Source organism: Arthrobacter sp. Z4-13, assembly GCF_054792705.1.
Genome location: NZ_CP096459.1, coordinates 978,449 through 993,312, shown reverse-complemented (window position 1 = coordinate 993,312; position 14,864 = coordinate 978,449). Strand labels below are relative to the sequence as shown.

Genomic DNA, 14,864 nt, shown 5'->3' with positions numbered 1-14,864 from the left:
CCGTAAAATTGAACCGTCCACAATTAGTGGTTGGAGGCAAGAAAATGACTACCGCATCCCCCCATGCGCACGGCGTTCACTTCGGACGGGCAGACGTCCAGAACGTGGGCATGGGCGTGGGAATTATTTTGATGCTGGTGGGTGTCCTGGGCTTCATCCCCGGCGTCACCACCCAATACAGCGAGCTGATGTTCCTCGGACCGGCTTCGCACGCCATGTTCCTCGGGCTGTTCCAGGTGTCCATGCTGCTCAACATTGTGCAGTTGGCCATCGGCGCAACCGGCTGGGCTATGTCCCGCACCGAACATGGAGCACGAAACTTCCTTCTGGGAGCGGGTGCGCTGTACATCGTCCTGGCTATCTTCGGCCTCAGTGTCGGAGTGGATTCGGCGGCCAATTTCCTGTCGCTGAACATGATGGACAACTGGACCCATCTGGTGCTGGGCATCGTGATGATTGCTGCCGGCTGGCTGTTCTCGAGGAACATGACGGCCGACAGGAGGTAGCCCGGAATCCGTAACCCGGGAAACAGGAGCCGCGAATGAGAGAAGAACCCTAAGTTCTGAAGATATTCGTCCTACTGGCTGGTGCAGTCGCCGCTCCTAGCGTGGCTGCACCAGCATTCGCGCGGCCGGCGTGCACCAGCAGCAGGCTGGCCCCGCAAAAGTGAAAGTTCCGCATACACAACGACGCCGGGAGCCCCCAAGTGGACTCCCGGCGTCGTTCTGTCTGCCGTTGCGTCAGCGCCGGTCCGTTCAGCGGCGCGTCAGCAGTTCGCTAGCGGCGGTCGCGGTCGACGCCGTCGCCGTCAGCCTCGATGTGCTCCTTGCGGACTTCCTCGCTGACCGTGACGTCATCCTGGACCACGTCCTTGTCCATGCGGACCCGCTCGACAGGAACGGTTTCCTTTTCCACCACGGGGCGTTCCTCGTGCAGGATCACCTCGTGTTCCTCTTCGCTGATGTCCGGGCCGTTCAGTGCCGCGCCGCGGTTGGCATCAGTGATGGGCTCCCGCTCCAGGCGGACCTCTTCGCGCTGCACAGGAACCGTCTTGGTGACGTTTTCCGTGGTGACGTACTTGCGGAGCCTGGCCCGGCCGGCAGCTTCACGCTCGGTGCCGACGCGGAGCTGTTCTTCGGAGCGGGTCATGGCGTCATCGGTGGTGGGGCCGGACGTGTCGTGGCCCACCGTGTCGCGGTCAGAAGCGTAGCCGGCGGTGCCGGTGTTGGCGGTTCCGGTGCCGGATGCGTAACCAGCGGTACCAGCGTTGGGAGTGCCGGCGTTCAGATCCGCGTCACCCTGCAGGTCCACGTCGTCCCGGGTGCCGTCGCGGCTATCGGAGTAGGTCCGGGCACCGCGGTCGTAGTAGGTGTACAGGCGGTCCTCTTCCTCGGGGGTGAGGTGTCCGTCGACATCGACGCGCGGGGCGTCCTTGATGTGGTCCTTGGTGTACGGAACCACCAGGTCGTCGCCCTGATTGTGGGCGCCTTCGACCGGGACAAAGGACTGGGAAGTGCCGAAAAGTCCCGTCTTGACGGTGACCCATGTGGGCTCGCCCGTGTCATCGTCTGCGTACAGCTGGCCGATTGAGCCAACCTTCTCGCCATCGGAACCGACGACGTTGCCGCCCTTGTGGAGCAGGCTTTCAATGTTTTCCCTGTTGAGCATGACGTCTCCTTGGATTTGTCGTTGCGCTGGGCATAGCCAGCGTTGGATGTCCCGGCACCGGTTGTCCCGGAGCTCGGCCTCCGCCCTATTTGCTTAAGGCTTTGTGCTGGCTGCCCCCATACCGTAAGCATGCTTAGCATCAAAAGGAAAGTCTGCTTAGTAATTTTTTTCGTGCCTCACCCCCGGAACAGGTGCTGACCAGCGGTTTTGTCAGGAAAAATTTACGCGCCGTTCAGGAGTGACACGTGCCGGTGTTCGACGCCCAATAGGGATGCGGCGGCCCTGATGTCGGCGGCCCGATGACCAAGGCACAGGGCCCAGTGGTGTCCGGTTCCGGTCTGGCTCCACCGGTCAACCCATAGTCCGGGATCACCACCAAAATCCACACGCGAGGTAGTGTTCCCAATGGCCAGCAACGGGCCGGGCACCACAATCCCTTCCGATGTGACAAAGACATAGGTGCCGTCAGGATCCTGACCGAGAGCGAGCGTGGTGACAGGTCCGGGCTGGACGTCGAACTCTACTGAGACTCCCCAGCCGCGCTTGCCGTGATAAACGCCCAAGCCGCGCAGGAGTGGATCCCTGGAGGAGACGGCCAGGTGCGCTGGCCCGTCATGCCCCATCTCCACCACGTTGTCGAAAAAGTTCAGGGCCTGGATTTCGGTGAAGGAACCGCCGGCGCCGATGGCCTGGGCAGCCAGCATGGCAATGGAGGTCCGCAGTTCGTACTCCCCTGCCATGGGAATTCCGCGCGCTGTGAGGATGGAGGAGCCCAGGATCATCCCGGCACCCAGCCGCTCATGCTGCTCTCCCGCCAGTCCCCGGTGGTAGTACGCCATGGAGTCGAGGTCGAAGTCCTCCACCAGCCGGTCCAGGCCCACGGAGACCCTGGCACCCCAGGCGAAGTCGTCGTCGTTGACTGACTCATCGAGTACGAAAAGTTCACCCGCCAGGGCGAGCCGCTCCGACACCTCGGCGTCCGTCACCGCCTTGACGCGCTCACGCAAGTCGTCGAACTCGAGCACTTCAACGTGGGATCCGAAAGTGGTGGAGACGGTGGTCAGGTCCGTGGCGACGTCCAGCATGCCCGGATACAGGTGGCCCATCAGGCCGTGCCGCGCATTCCGGAGCCTGGCGCGCACGCCCGCGGCGTGGACCCACTGGTTGATCCGTTCCCAGGCGGATTCCTGCTTCAGATGCCCGGAGACGGACCGGAAGTCGATTCCCGCCCGCCGGAAGACGTTCGCCACCTCGGGCACCGGGCATTGGCCGCAGTAGGCCAGCCACGCGCCGGTGTCGAAGTTTGCGTGGTCCATCGCTTCGGTGGGCTGGAGGTCAATGACCAGGACCGGACTTCCAGAGCGCTGGGCCACGGGCAAAACCATGGAGGAGGTCAGGTAGGTGGCGAGGAAGATGACGATCAGGTCACAGTCAGCCTGCCGGAGTTTCTCCCCGGCAGCAACAGCCTGGGTGGCGTCGGAGATGAATCCGGCGTCGATCACCTCCGCGTCCAGCTCCTTTAAGCGCGAGGTGACGTACCGGGCTGAATCCTCCAGCTGTGGCAGGAGATCCGGGAACTGGGGCCAGTAGGCACCCAGGCCACCGGAAACCAGGCCGATCCGGCTGGCCCGCCGGCGATGGGGCGCCAGCAAGGCGGCAGCGTTCCTCTTGGTGGGCATAACAACCTTCCCTTCCGCAGACTTTATCCAGCGCCAGGCGTGGAAGGCCGGGCGGGCTGGAGCAGCCCGCCCGGCCTGGGCACCGCGGTGCTAGAAGTTGTACTGGTCGATGTTTTCCGCGTTGAAGACGGTTGGCGGGCCGACAATGACCAGGCCGCCTTCTTCAACGGTCCGGTCACCCAACTCCCCTGCGGTGAATTTGTCGCCCGGGGCGCCGGTGATTTTCCCCTCCACGAGGGCCTTGCCGGCGAACGCCGCGACGTATCCGAGCTGGGCCGGATCCCAGAGGGCAAACTCCTTGACGGTGCCGTCCTTGACGAACGGCCGCATCTCATTGGGCAGTCCCAGCCCGGTCAGTGCAACCTTGCCCTTGTAGGCCGAGGTGGAGAGGTACCGGGCGGTGGCGGCGATACCTACGGTGGTGGGCGAAATGATGCCCTTCAGGTTCGGGTGTGCCTGCAGCAGGCCCTGGGCTTCCTGGAAGGACTTGGTGTCATCGTCGTCGCCATAGACCTTGGCCACCAGCTTGATGTCCTTGTAATCCGGATTGGACGCCAGATCCTCCTCCATGAACTTGATCCACTCGTTCTGGTTGGTGGCGTTTGCCGTGGCGGAGAGGATGGCGATTTCACCGGAGCCGCCGATCTGCTCGGCGATCAGCTTGGTCTGGATCAGGGCCACTTCCTTGGCCACCACCTGGCTGATGAACAGGTCGCGGCAGTCGGGGTTGGCGTCAGAGTCGAACGCGACGATCTTGGCACCGGCGGAGCGTGCCTCGCCCAAAGCCGTACAGACGGCGTCGGGATCGTTAGCGGCGATGACAATGACGTTGGTCCCCGCCTGGGTTTCGGCGTTGATGAACGAGACCTGGCTGGACGCCGAGGCTTCGAGGGGCCCCACCACCTGGGAGGAGGCGAAACCTGCTTCCTGTGAGCCGTCCTTGCCACCACCGAGGACCACGTCCGTGTACGGGTTGTTCAGCTGTTTGGGGATGAACGTGATCTTCTGGTCCTCAACCGCGGCGGAGGTCTCCGCCGTTGTTCCGGAGCCGCCGCCGCATGCCGTCAGGGCCATGGCCGCGGCCGCCGTGATGGCCACCAGCGGGGCGAGTAGTGGGCGCCTGCCGGTGTCTTTTCGGTTCAACATCATTGTTTTTCCTTTTCCTTTTTGCTGTCAGTTGCTTGTGTAGTCGGTGGTGGGCGCCGGTACGCCCGGTTCACGGGCCGCGGTCTGGTGATTTGCTGCTGGAGGGTGTGCTCCGGCTGAAGCTTTGGCGGACCCGCCGGTTGTGCCGCCATTCCCGGACAGCGGAGCCGATGCTGGGCGCCACCACGGAGAAAATGAGCAGCAGGCCGGTCACGGTGATGAGGACGACGTCGGACACCCTCCCCAGGCGCAGGGCATAGTTCAGGCTGCCGATCAGCAGGACCCCGGCAACCACGCCGGGGATGGTGCCCTTGCCGCCGAAGATCGAGACACCGCCAAGGAGCACAGCAGCGATGACGGCCAGTTCCAGCCCCGAAGCGTTGTCGCTCCGCGCACTGGTGTAGCGCAGCGTCCAGTAGATCCCGGCCAGGGCTGACACGGCGCCGGAGGCCACATAAAGCCAGAACTTACTTCGCGCCACATTGATGCCAACAAAGTTGGCTGCCTCCTTGCTGTACCCCATGGCGTACAGCCCCCGCCCAAAGGGCGTGAAATGGAGCAGGATCCCGAAGAACACCATGATGAGCACGACGCCGATCATCACCGTGGGGATGCCTGTGGCGCCGAGCTTGGAGGTGAAGAAGGCTGTGAGCGGCTTGGGAAAGTTGGCTACCGCGTTGTCCCCAATAACCACCAGGGCAAGGCCGCGGAAGAGCGCCAGCGTTCCGATGGTGACCGCCAGCGAAGGCAGGCCCAGGACGGCTATCAGGAACCCATTGAACATGCCGGCACCAATTCCAGCCAGCAGGCAAAGGGCCAGCACCAGCCAGATGTCCAGCCCGGCCGCCCAGAGTACGCCCATCAAGGCGCTGGTCAGCCCGGCGATGCTTGCCACCGACAGGTCGATTTCTCCGGTGACGATGATGAGCGTCATTGGCATCGCGATCAGCAGGACAGGGATGACATCCAGGAGCAGGAAGCCTGTGGTCACGGGTGAGGCGAAGCGCGGAATGGCGATTGCGGCGTAGACCAGGAATGCCACAAGTACATAGATGGTAATGGCGTCACGGCTGGCCAGGATCCTGGCAGCACCCGTCCTGCCTTTTGGCTCGGCGGCCAGCGGCTTGGTGCTGTCGGCAATGGGCACGGCCGCGGGAGCGCTGCTGGGAGTGGTTGTCTCAGACATTCCGTGCCTCGCTTATCCGCAGTTTCCTGGCCGTACGCAAGCTGGCGAGACGGTCAATCACGATGGCCGTAAGGATCAGGATGCCCACAATGGCCTGCTGCCAGAACTTGTCCACCCGAAGAGCGGTGAGGGAGCTGGTGATGGTGGTCAGGAGCAGGGCTCCGAGAGCCGCGCCGGCAACCGTCCCGCTGCCGCCGAAAATCGCCACTCCGCCCACCACGGCGGCTGCCACCACATCGAGCTCCATTCCGGTCCCGGTGGTGGCGCCCACTGAGTTGAAGCGGCTGGCGTAGAGCACTCCGGCCAGGCCGGCCAGGGCTCCGTTGGCGAGGAAGGCCAGGAACACCCGCTTGGACACTCTGATGCCGAGGACCTTCGCGGCTCCTGGGTCTGAGCCGATGGCGTACAGGTCCCGGCCGGAACGGGTGCCCGCCATGTAGACCGCAACTGCGGCCACCACCGCAATGGCCAGCAGGGTGATGATCGGGAAGCCCAGCACAGTGTCCACGGACAGGGCCCCGAAGGCCTCCGGCCGGTCCCCGGCGAAGTACTGCTTGCCGCCGGCCCAGGCGTTGTTCAGGCCGCGGAACACGTAAAGGGTGCCCAGGGTAATCACCAGCGCCGGCACCTTGGCCGCCGTGACCAGGAACCCGTTAACCATGCCGAGCAGTGCGCCGAAGGCCATGCCCAGGAGCAGGACCGCAAGGATGGGAAGGTCGGGCATGGCGGCGAAAATGGATCCGGTGCCGAAGGCAACCAGCCCCAGCATCGAGCCGACGGACAAATCGATGTTCCGAGTGATGATGAGCAGGGTCTGACCGGCCGCCAGGATAACGATGATCGTGGCGTTGAGGAGCAGGTCCTTGATTCCCTGCGGGGACAGGAACAGCGGATTGTTGAGGAAGGTGATAAACACCAGCAGCGCCAGGGCAATCAGGACAGGGAGCTCACGCAACCGCAGCAATGAGCCGAAGCCGCTCCCGCCGGCCAGGCCCGCCGTCGTGCGTTGTCCCTCAGGTTTGACGGTGGAACTCATTCAGTGACTCCTGCCGGGGAGGTTGCCGCGTGCATCACCGATTCCGGGTCCGCATCGGCCCTGTCCAGCTGGGCGGTGATCCGGCCCTCCCGCATCACGAGGACCCGGTCCGCCATTCCCAGGACCTCCGGAAGCTCGGAGGAGATCATCAGGATGGCGATGCCGCGGCCGGCGAGGTCGGAGATGAGGCGGTGCACTTCGCTTTTGGTGCCAACGTCTATGCCGCGGGTGGGTTCGTCGATGATGAGCAGCTTCGGGTCTGTTGCCAGCCACTTGGCCAGCACCACCTTCTGCTGGTTGCCGCCCGAGAGCGTGGAGACGGCGTGCTCCTGGGAGCCGGCCTTGACCTGCAGCCGTTTGCTCCATTCCTTCGCGGCAGCACGCTCCTTGCCGCCGTTAATGAGTCCGGCGGTCACAAACTTGTTCCGGAGCGTGAGCGTCACGTTCCGGGCCACCGACAGGTTCATCACCAGGCCCTGTTTGCGCCGGTCCTCCGGCACAAAGCCCAGGCCCGCGGCGATGGCGGCCTGGGGGTTCCGGCCCTTCAGCGGATTCCCCTCCACCCGGATCTCTCCCGAGTCGTAGGGGTCAATGCCAAACACTGCCCTGGCCACCTCGGTCCTGCCGGCGCCCACCAGTCCGGCGAGGGCAACGATTTCACCGGCACGGACTTCAAAGCTGATGTCCCGGAAAACTCCTGACCTGCTGAGCCCGTCAACTTTCAGGACCGTGTGTCCGATGTCCGCCTCGGCCTTGGGGAACAGTGTTCCGATGTCCCGACCCACCATCTCGCGGACGATCTTTTCCACGGTGACCTCGGCCGTCCGGTGGGTTGCGATGTAGCGGCCGTCCCGCATCACGGTGATCCGGTCGCACAGGTCAAACACCTCATCGAAACGGTGCGAGATAAACAGGATTCCGGTCCCCTTGTCCCGCAACCCGCGGGCCACGGCAAAGAGCCTGTCCACCTCCATGCCGCTGAGCGCGGCAGTTGGTTCGTCCATGACCAGCACCTTGGCATCGAGCGAAATGGCCTTGGCGATCTCGATGATCTGCTGGTCCGCAATGGAAAGCCCCTCGGCAACACGGGACGGATCAATGGGCACGCCCAACCGCTCAAACAGTTCCGTGGCCTGCCGCCGCATCTCGGCACGGCTGATCAGCCGTGACCGCCCCTTGGGCTGGCGGCCGATGAAAATGTTTTCCGCCACGGTGAGGTCCGGGAACAGGGTGGGTTCCTGGTAGATGACGGAGATTCCGGCGGCCTTGCTCTCCGCCACATTCCGAAAGTGGACGGGCTCGCCGCTGAGCCGGAAATCCCCCGAGTCCGGGTGATACAGGCCCGCCAGAATCTTCACGAGAGTAGACTTTCCGGCGCCGTTCTCCCCCACCAGCGCATGGATTTCCCCGGCGCGGATCTCCACTGTGCCGTCCGCCAGTGCCACCACGGGGCCGAAGGTCTTGGCAGCTCCGGTCAGCGACAGCACCGGTCCGCCTTGCTGGACCCCTTGTCCGGGCTCCGAAAGAATACTGCGATCATGCTGCATAATGAACCGCGTCTCTGAGGTCTATGCGTCAATATGAATCGTTTCATACCGCCCACGTGATCTGAATCATAAAGCCGGTTAAACGGCAGGGTCAATAGCATTCGCCGCCGCCGGAGCATTTGTGATTGATCCGTGTTCAAACAGCGCCGGCGGCAGTCCTGTTGTTTCCCAAACCTTTCCCCCTCCGTCACGTCCGGTCCCCCGCGCGGCAATGCCGCCCGCCCACGGTGGAGGGGTGAGGATCGCAATAGTTGCTGAATCATTCCTGCCGCTGATGAACGGCGTCACGCATTCCATCCTGCGCGTGCTGGAGCACCTTGAGGACCGGGGCGACGACGTCCTGGTCATCGCGCCCTCCACGCTGGACGGGGAGGCGGCGGACCGCGTCAGGGGCGCCGAGATCCACAGGCTGCCTGCGGTGCCGCTTGCCGGCTATGCGAACGTCAGGGTGGCGATGGGCGGTGTGTACCGGGTCAAGCGAATCCTTGCCGAGTACGCACCGGACGTCGTCCACCTGGCTTCACCGTTCGTCCTCGGCTGGCGGGCGGCACAGGCCGCGCACCAGCTGGGCATCCCCACCGTGGCCATCTACCAGACCGAGGTTCCCGGCTACGCGGCAAGGTACGGTGTGCCGTTCCTGGAGAACTGGGCTTGGAACCGGGTGGAGAACATCCACCTGCTCGCCACCCGCACCCTGGTGCCTTCGACGTTCGCGCTGAACCAGTTGCGCGGCCGTGGCATCCCAAGGGTGGAAATGTGGCGGAGGGGCGTGGACACGGCACGGTTTTCGCCGGAGAAGCGCGACGACGGCTGGCGGGCTTCCGTGGCCCCCGGCGGTGAGCGGATCATCGGTTATGTAGGGAGGCTGGCCGTGGAGAAGCAGGTGGAGGACCTGGCTGCCCTGGCCGGAATCTCCAACAGCAGGCTGGTAGTTGTGGGCGACGGACCCCAGCGGGCCGCACTGGAAGAAGCCTTGCCGGACGCACTTTTCACCGGGTTCCTGGGTGGTGAAGAACTGGCACGCGCTGTGGCGTCCTTTGACCTGTTCGTCCATCCCGGCGAGCTCGAAACGTTCTGCCAGACCATCCAGGAGGCCATGGCATCGGGTGTGCCGGTGGTGGCCACGGGCCGCGGCGGACCCCTGGACCTGGTGGAGAACTCCCGGACTGGCTGGCTTTACGAGCCCGGTGACCTCTCCGGCATGCGCGCCCACGTGGTGGATCTGGTGGGCGACGACGCCAAGCGCCGCGCGTTCGCCGCAACGGCACACGCGTCGGTGCAGGACAAGACGTGGCCGGTGCTCTGCGGACAGCTGGTCCGCCACTACGAACAGGCGATGGCCCTGGGCCCACGCCCGCCGGGTTCCCTGGCCGTGAAGCCGCCCCGGCGAGGGCCCCAGCCCGAGCTTGCGAGGGCAGGGAGCCGGGGTGGCCCTGCGAGGTTAGGGCGCGGGTGGGGATCATGAAAATTTCCGTAATCGGCTGCGGCTACCTTGGCGCGGTGCACGCTGCCACGCTCGCATCCATGGGCCGCACAGTGGTGGGCATCGACGTCGACCCCGGGAAAGTGGCGCAGCTGGCACGCGGCGTGGCCCCTTTCCACGAACCCGGGCTGGACGAACTGCTCCAGGACGGGCTGGCCACCGGCAGGCTCACCTTCTCCACCGCGGGGGCTGCGGCCAAGGGCGCGCAGGTGCACTTCCTGTGCGTGGGAACGCCGCAGCACAAAACGTCCGACGCCGCCGACCTCACCTACCTGGTCTCCGCCGCGGAGGCGCTGCTGCCGCACCTGGCGGCGGGCGCCGTCGTCGTCGGAAAATCCACGGTGCCGGTGGGCACGGTGGACATGCTGCGCGGCATGCTGGCCGCGCGGCCGGACGTGCTGCTGGGCTGGAATCCTGAGTTCCTCCGGCAGGGCACCGCGGTGAAGGACTCCCTGGTGCCGGACCGGCTGGTCTACGGCGTGGACGGCGGCCGGGCCGCTGCATTCAACGTCCGGACCGGGGCGCCGCGCGGCGTGACAGCCGCCCTGGACGCCGTGTACGAACCGCTGCTCGCGGCCGGGATACCCCGCCTGGTGTGCAACTTCGCCACCGCAGAGCTCATCAAGTCAGCGGCGAACGCGTACCTGGCCACCAAAGTCAGCTTCATCAACGCCATGGCCGAGCTCTGTGACGCATCTGGTGCGGACGTGTCGGAACTGAGCGAGGCGATGGGCATGGACCCGCGGATCGGCGGACGGTACCTGCACGCCGGGCTCGGTTTCGGCGGCGGCTGCCTGCCGAAGGACATCCGCAGCTTGCGGTCCCAGGCCTCAACCCTCGGCGTCGCTGCCGTGGACCACTGGATGCGGCTGGTGGATACCGTGAACCTGAGCCAGCGAGAGCGGACCGTCAGCCTTGCCGCGGAGCTCTGCGGCGGCAGCCTGGCAGGGCGCTCCCTCACCGTGCTGGGGGCGTCATTCAAGCCAGACACGGACGACATCCGGGACTCCCCCGCCCTTGACGTTGCCGACCGCCTGGCCGCTGCCGGTGCGCACGTGACCGTCACCGATCCCAAAGCGGTCAACCACGCCTGGCGGCGCTACCCCCGCCTCCGGTTTGAGGCTTCCACCAAGCGGGCGCTCGAGGGCGCCGAGCTGGTGTTGCTCCTCACCGAATGGGACGAGTACCGCCACTTTTCACCGGTCGTAGCGGGCGGGCTGGTACGACGGCGGGTGGTCCTGGACGCGCGGAACGCGCTGGACACTGCGGCATGGCAGGCGCAAGGCTGGGCGGTGCGCGGCCTCGGGACAGGAAGTTCAAATCTTCAGCCTGTGGAAACGGCCGTCCAGCAGGCGTAGTTTCAGCAGGCGTAGTTTCAGGAGGCGGGCTCAGCCCCTCCCGGGCTGCGGCCTAGTTCAAAAGTCCAAGCTCGGCGAAGGCGAGCGCCACCCCGTTCCCGTCAGGTCCGGCGGTGAGCCGGTCAGCCACCGCCAGCACAGCCGGGTGCCCGCCCTCGACGGCGATCCCGATGCCCGCGTACTCGAGCATTTCGATGTCGTTGGCGCTGTCGCCGATGGCGATGATTTCCGACCGGTCCAGGCCAAGGTGGGCCTCCACCACCTGGATGCCCACTGCCTTGTGCGTCCCGGCCATAAAGATCTCCCCGGCCCGGTCACCCAGCGCTGACAGGGAACTGGGGATCAGCCCCACCTCCGGGCCAAAAGCATCCATCAGTTCCGTCAACGGCACCGGCGAATCGAAGCAGGAGATCTTCGCGTAGGAGGCACCGCGCAGGTCATCGCTGTACTGCATTGGGCCCAGAATGTCCTCCAGCGGATCAACGTCCGTACTGAGGACTCCGTCGTGCCGGGCGCGGCCGGCGAAGACGGGACCCAGCACCGTCCTCAGTCGCTGGTCCACGCCAGTACGGCCATAAAGCGCCTCGGGTGCCTCGAGAATGTAGGCGGCGCCATGGGCGTCCAGCGTTTCCACGATGCGGGCGGCCAGGTCCGGTTCAAAGCGAGTGTCCTTAAGGATCTTTCCCCCGAGTTCCACCCGGGCGCCGGCACCGGTGATGACGCCGTCGAACCCTGCTTCGAGGATGTGGCCGGGGACCATGGACAGGGGACGGCCGGTGCAGACGAAGACGAGGTGGCCCATGCGGCGGGCTGCCCGCACGGCTTCGACATGGGCGTCAGGTGCCAGCCCGTGGTCCGCGTAGGTCCCGTCGATATCGAGGAAGACGGCGCGTGGCCGGAGGGTCTGCTGGCTGGACATGCCGGAGCTCCTAGGTAGGTGGCGGGACAGTCAACTCTATCGAAGAGCGTTCCCCCGCCGGGCCTCCTGCGGTTGCTGTCACCTCCACAGCTGTGCCTGAGCCGGCTTTTCACGCGGCCCAAACTGACAGTCATCCCGTGATAAATAAAGTCTTGAAGTGTAGTAAGCACACTGCTTGAATTATGGAACCGGAAATGGGGGCCCGGCACAACTTAACTGATTAAGGAGTGACAACATGGGTATTCTCGGATTTCTCATTTTGGGCCTGATCGCTGGAGCTATAGCAAAGGCCATCCTGCCGGGCCGTCAGGGCGGAGGCTGGGTGATCACCATGGTCCTCGGCGTCGTTGGCGCCATTCTGGGCGGCTGGATCGGCTCGCTGGTTTTCGGTGGCGGGCTGGCTGAATTCTTCGATATCCGCACCTGGCTCCTGGCAATTCTGGGGGCAATTATCGTACTGCTTGTTTACGGGGCAGTCACCAACCGCAGCCACCGCCGCGTGTAGCCGCCGAACAAAATTTCGTAAGGGCCAGGCGCCGTTCTCCGCATGCGGAGGGCGGCGCTTTCGCGTGCGCTTCCACCGGCAGGGTCTGCGGCATTACAACCGCTTGGGGAAAACTGTCTCCGCCGAACCCGCCTATTTCCGGCTACGGCACTTTATGATGTGCGAGGGGGTGGTAACTTGGCGAGCTTTCAGAGCCACAGCAACAGCTTTGCCGCGCGGGCGCTTGACTCGATGCTGGACGCCAGCCCCGACGCACTCCTCGCACTGGCGCCGGACGGCACCATCACCATGGCCAACGCCGCCGCCGAGCGGCTCTTCGGGGCAAGCCGGGAAGAATTGGCGGGCCGGAACCATCAGGCACTGCTTGCGGAAGGCTTCCGCGACGAGGTGGACCTGCTTTTCCGGCAGCTCCTGGCGCAGCCCGAAGGACACCCGCAGCCCCGGGAAATTTACGGCGTGCACAGCAACGGAACGGAGTTTTCCGCGGAGGTGGCTGCATCGCTGTTCCCGGATCCTGGCCCAAACAACCACCCGGGCACCCAAACGGCCCTCCTGTTGTCCGTCCGCGGCACCTCGCACCGGAAGGCCGCTGACGACGACCTGCGCGAGGCGATGTCGCTGCTGACCGCCACCCTGGAGTCCACCGCCGACGGCATTCTGGTCATGAGTACCGAGGGACGCGTGGCCGGGTTCAACGATCAATTCCTCACCATGTGGAACATCCCGCCGAAACTCCTTGAAGGTGACAGCGGGGAACCGGTCATGCGGATTGTTGTTGCCCAGTTGGTTGATCCAGTTGCCTTCACGGGCCGGATCAGCGAGTTGGAGGACAACCCGGCGGCGGAAAGCCACGACGTGCTGGACTTTAAGGACGGCCGCACCTTCGAGCGGTATTCACGCCCGCAACGTGTGGGCGAAAAAATCGTTGGCCGGGTGTGGAGCTTCCGGGATGTAACTCCGCGCCGCAAGGCGCAGGAGCAGGCGCACCAGGCGATGCTCGACCTCGCCGCCCAGGCGGAGAAACTGCGCATCATGGCCTTCCAGGATTCGCTGACCGGGCTGGCCAACAGGGCCGTCTTCAACGACGGATTGGCAGAAGCAGTCACCGAGCCGCGGCTGAAAGCAGTGGACGTCCTCCTGCTGGACCTGGACGATTTCAAGGAAGTCAACGACATCCTGGGGCACCAGGCCGGCGACGACATGCTAATTGAGGTGGCACGCCGGCTGCGCGGCTGCGTGCCCAACGCGGACGTGGTGGCCAGGCTCGGAGGCGATGAATTCGTGGTGCTGCTGACGGCCTGTCCGGACGTGGATGCCATTGCCGCCTGCATCGTCCACTGCCTGCATGTGCCCATGACCATCAACGGCACTGTGCTCCGGCCAAGCCTCAGCCTGGGGCTCGCGTCCCTGGGCCAGGAAAAAGTGGGGGCCTCCGAGCTGCTTCGGCAGGCGGACATCGCCATGTATGCAGCCAAGGCCGCCGGCAAGAACCGCTCGCTGAGGTTCCACCCGGACATGATGGCAGCCCTGGTGCAGCGCACGGACATGGAAAGCGGGCTCCAACTGGCTGTGGCGCGTGGCGAAATCTCGGTGGCCCTCCAGCCGATTGTCTCGCACCGCATGGGCCAGGTTGTTAAGTTCGAGGCGCTGGCGCGGTGGGACAGGGACGGCGAGCGCGTCCCGCCGTCGATATTTATCCCGCTGGCTGAACGCACCGGGCTGATCAGCGAGATCGGGGCAGAGGTAATGGCCCTCGGCATGGTGCAGCTGGCGCCATGGCTCAGTGAGGACCCGTCCCGCTCGCTGTCCGTGAACATTTCCGGCGTCCAGCTGCAGGAACCGGATTTCGCCGAGCAGGTCCTCCGCCTTGCCGAAGCCTGCAAAGTGGCGGCCTACCAGCTGGTGCTGGAGGTGACCGAGAGTGTTTTTTTCGACGCCGACTGCAGCCTGATCAAGCAGCTCAGCACCCTGCGGGAAGCGGGAGCCCGGGTTGCTTTGGATGACTTCGGCACCGGCTATTCCTCGTTGGGACGGCTGCAGGACCTGCCCGTGGACACAGTGAAGATCGACAAGACGTTCGTCTCGATGGTCCGCACGGGCGCCGAGCGGCTGCCCATCCTCAGCTCGATGATCAACATGGCCCACAGCCTGGGGCTGACGGTGACGGCCGAAGGCGTGGAAACGGCTGCACAGGCTGATTACCTGGCCGCCCTGGAGTGCGACTCGCTGCAGGGGTACCTGTTCTCGCTCCCGGAGCCCGGTGAGCGGCTGGAGTACGCCCTGCAGCACGCGGAGGAAGCCCTCAATGCCCTCAAGGGCCGGTAAGGAGGAGCGTCA

12 protein-coding genes are annotated in these 14,864 nt (G+C 64.9%); 5 read left to right on the top strand and 7 right to left on the bottom strand.

The genetic code is table 11. The features are described 5' to 3' along the window. Nucleotides 1-44 precede the first annotated feature (44 nt). Nucleotides 45-506: a DUF4383 domain-containing protein gene (locus tag M1E07_RS06485; protein WP_461189437.1), complete on the top strand. Its 462-nt coding sequence runs from the start codon at nucleotides 45-47 to the stop codon at nucleotides 504-506. Between the two features lie 271 nt (nucleotides 507-777). On the opposite strand, the gene M1E07_RS06480 is transcribed toward M1E07_RS06485, so the two are convergent. From M1E07_RS06480 to M1E07_RS06455, 6 genes are all read right to left on the bottom strand, one after another. Further along, complete coding sequence (locus tag M1E07_RS06480) at nucleotides 778-1,668, bottom strand: DUF2382 domain-containing protein (protein ID WP_461189436.1); 891 nt, start codon at nucleotides 1,666-1,668, stop codon at nucleotides 778-780. A 221-nt stretch (nucleotides 1,669-1,889) separates the two neighbouring features. After that, nucleotides 1,890-3,347: an arabinose isomerase gene (locus M1E07_RS06475; protein WP_461189435.1), complete on the bottom strand. Its 1,458-nt coding sequence runs from the start codon at nucleotides 3,345-3,347 to the stop codon at nucleotides 1,890-1,892. Nucleotides 3,348-3,437: 90 nt separating this feature from the next. Beyond that, nucleotides 3,438-4,496, bottom strand: a complete 1,059-nt coding sequence (gene rhaS, locus M1E07_RS06470; RefSeq protein WP_461189434.1) for a rhamnose ABC transporter substrate-binding protein — start codon at nucleotides 4,494-4,496, stop codon at nucleotides 3,438-3,440. Nucleotides 4,497-4,563: 67 nt separating this feature from the next. Continuing rightward, nucleotides 4,564-5,679 (bottom strand): ABC transporter permease, encoded by a 1,116-nt coding sequence (locus tag M1E07_RS06465; RefSeq protein ID WP_461189433.1) that lies wholly within the window; start codon nucleotides 5,677-5,679, stop codon nucleotides 4,564-4,566. After that, nucleotides 5,672-6,715, bottom strand: coding sequence for an ABC transporter permease (locus M1E07_RS06460; RefSeq protein WP_461189432.1), 1,044 nt, complete (start codon nucleotides 6,713-6,715; stop codon nucleotides 5,672-5,674). The genes M1E07_RS06465 and M1E07_RS06460 overlap by 8 nt, the downstream gene beginning before the upstream one ends. Then, the gene (locus M1E07_RS06455) at nucleotides 6,712-8,262 is read right to left on the bottom strand and encodes a sugar ABC transporter ATP-binding protein (protein WP_461189431.1); all 1,551 of its coding nucleotides are present in this window, start codon (nucleotides 8,260-8,262) and stop codon (nucleotides 6,712-6,714) included. The genes M1E07_RS06460 and M1E07_RS06455 overlap by 4 nt, the downstream gene beginning before the upstream one ends. Nucleotides 8,263-8,497: 235 nt before the next feature. Here M1E07_RS06455 and M1E07_RS06450 point away from each other — a divergent pair, with 235 nt between their 5' ends. Both M1E07_RS06450 and M1E07_RS06445 read left to right on the top strand, forming a co-directional pair. Next, nucleotides 8,498-9,727, top strand: coding sequence for a glycosyltransferase family 4 protein (locus tag M1E07_RS06450; RefSeq protein WP_461189430.1), 1,230 nt, complete (start codon nucleotides 8,498-8,500; stop codon nucleotides 9,725-9,727). Further along, nucleotides 9,724-11,103, top strand: a complete 1,380-nt coding sequence (locus M1E07_RS06445) for a UDP-glucose dehydrogenase family protein (protein WP_461189429.1) — start codon at nucleotides 9,724-9,726, stop codon at nucleotides 11,101-11,103. Before M1E07_RS06450 ends, M1E07_RS06445 begins: the two co-directional genes overlap by 4 nt. 52 nt (nucleotides 11,104-11,155) lie before the next feature. On the opposite strand, the gene M1E07_RS06440 is transcribed toward M1E07_RS06445, so the two are convergent. Beyond that, nucleotides 11,156-12,022, bottom strand: a complete 867-nt coding sequence (locus tag M1E07_RS06440; RefSeq protein WP_461189428.1) for an HAD hydrolase family protein — start codon at nucleotides 12,020-12,022, stop codon at nucleotides 11,156-11,158. A gap of 235 nt (nucleotides 12,023-12,257) precedes the next feature. On the opposite strand from M1E07_RS06440, the gene M1E07_RS06435 reads away from it, so the two are divergent. Next, on the top strand, nucleotides 12,258-12,527 hold the full coding sequence (locus tag M1E07_RS06435) for a GlsB/YeaQ/YmgE family stress response membrane protein (RefSeq protein WP_461189427.1): 270 nt from the start codon (nucleotides 12,258-12,260) through the stop codon (nucleotides 12,525-12,527). Between the two features lie 231 nt (nucleotides 12,528-12,758). After that, nucleotides 12,759-14,852 (top strand): putative bifunctional diguanylate cyclase/phosphodiesterase, encoded by a 2,094-nt coding sequence (locus M1E07_RS06430; RefSeq protein WP_461190340.1) that lies wholly within the window; start codon nucleotides 12,759-12,761, stop codon nucleotides 14,850-14,852. The last annotated feature ends 12 nt before the right edge of the window (nucleotides 14,853-14,864 follow it).

What these genes read in the sequence shown, in the direction of transcription:
- M1E07_RS06445 (WP_461189429.1), top strand. Translation starts at nt 9,724, where the DNA reads ATGAAAATTTCCGTAATCGGCTGCGGCTACCTTGGCGCGGTGCACGCT.
- M1E07_RS06460 (WP_461189432.1), bottom strand. Translation starts at nt 6,715, where the DNA reads ATGAGTTCCACCGTCAAACCTGAGGGACAACGCACGACGGCGGGCCTG.
- M1E07_RS06440 (WP_461189428.1), bottom strand. Translation starts at nt 12,022, where the DNA reads ATGTCCAGCCAGCAGACCCTCCGGCCACGCGCCGTCTTCCTCGATATC.
- M1E07_RS06475 (WP_461189435.1), bottom strand. Translation starts at nt 3,347, where the DNA reads ATGCCCACCAAGAGGAACGCTGCCGCCTTGCTGGCGCCCCATCGCCGG.
- M1E07_RS06455 (WP_461189431.1), bottom strand. Translation starts at nt 8,262, where the DNA reads ATGCAGCATGATCGCAGTATTCTTTCGGAGCCCGGACAAGGGGTCCAG.
- M1E07_RS06485 (WP_461189437.1), top strand. Translation starts at nt 45, where the DNA reads ATGACTACCGCATCCCCCCATGCGCACGGCGTTCACTTCGGACGGGCA.
- M1E07_RS06435 (WP_461189427.1), top strand. Translation starts at nt 12,258, where the DNA reads ATGGGTATTCTCGGATTTCTCATTTTGGGCCTGATCGCTGGAGCTATA.
- M1E07_RS06465 (WP_461189433.1), bottom strand. Translation starts at nt 5,679, where the DNA reads ATGTCTGAGACAACCACTCCCAGCAGCGCTCCCGCGGCCGTGCCCATT.
- rhaS (WP_461189434.1), bottom strand. Translation starts at nt 4,496, where the DNA reads ATGATGTTGAACCGAAAAGACACCGGCAGGCGCCCACTACTCGCCCCG.
- M1E07_RS06480 (WP_461189436.1), bottom strand. Translation starts at nt 1,668, where the DNA reads ATGCTCAACAGGGAAAACATTGAAAGCCTGCTCCACAAGGGCGGCAAC.
- M1E07_RS06430 (WP_461190340.1), top strand. Translation starts at nt 12,759, where the DNA reads ATGCTGGACGCCAGCCCCGACGCACTCCTCGCACTGGCGCCGGACGGC.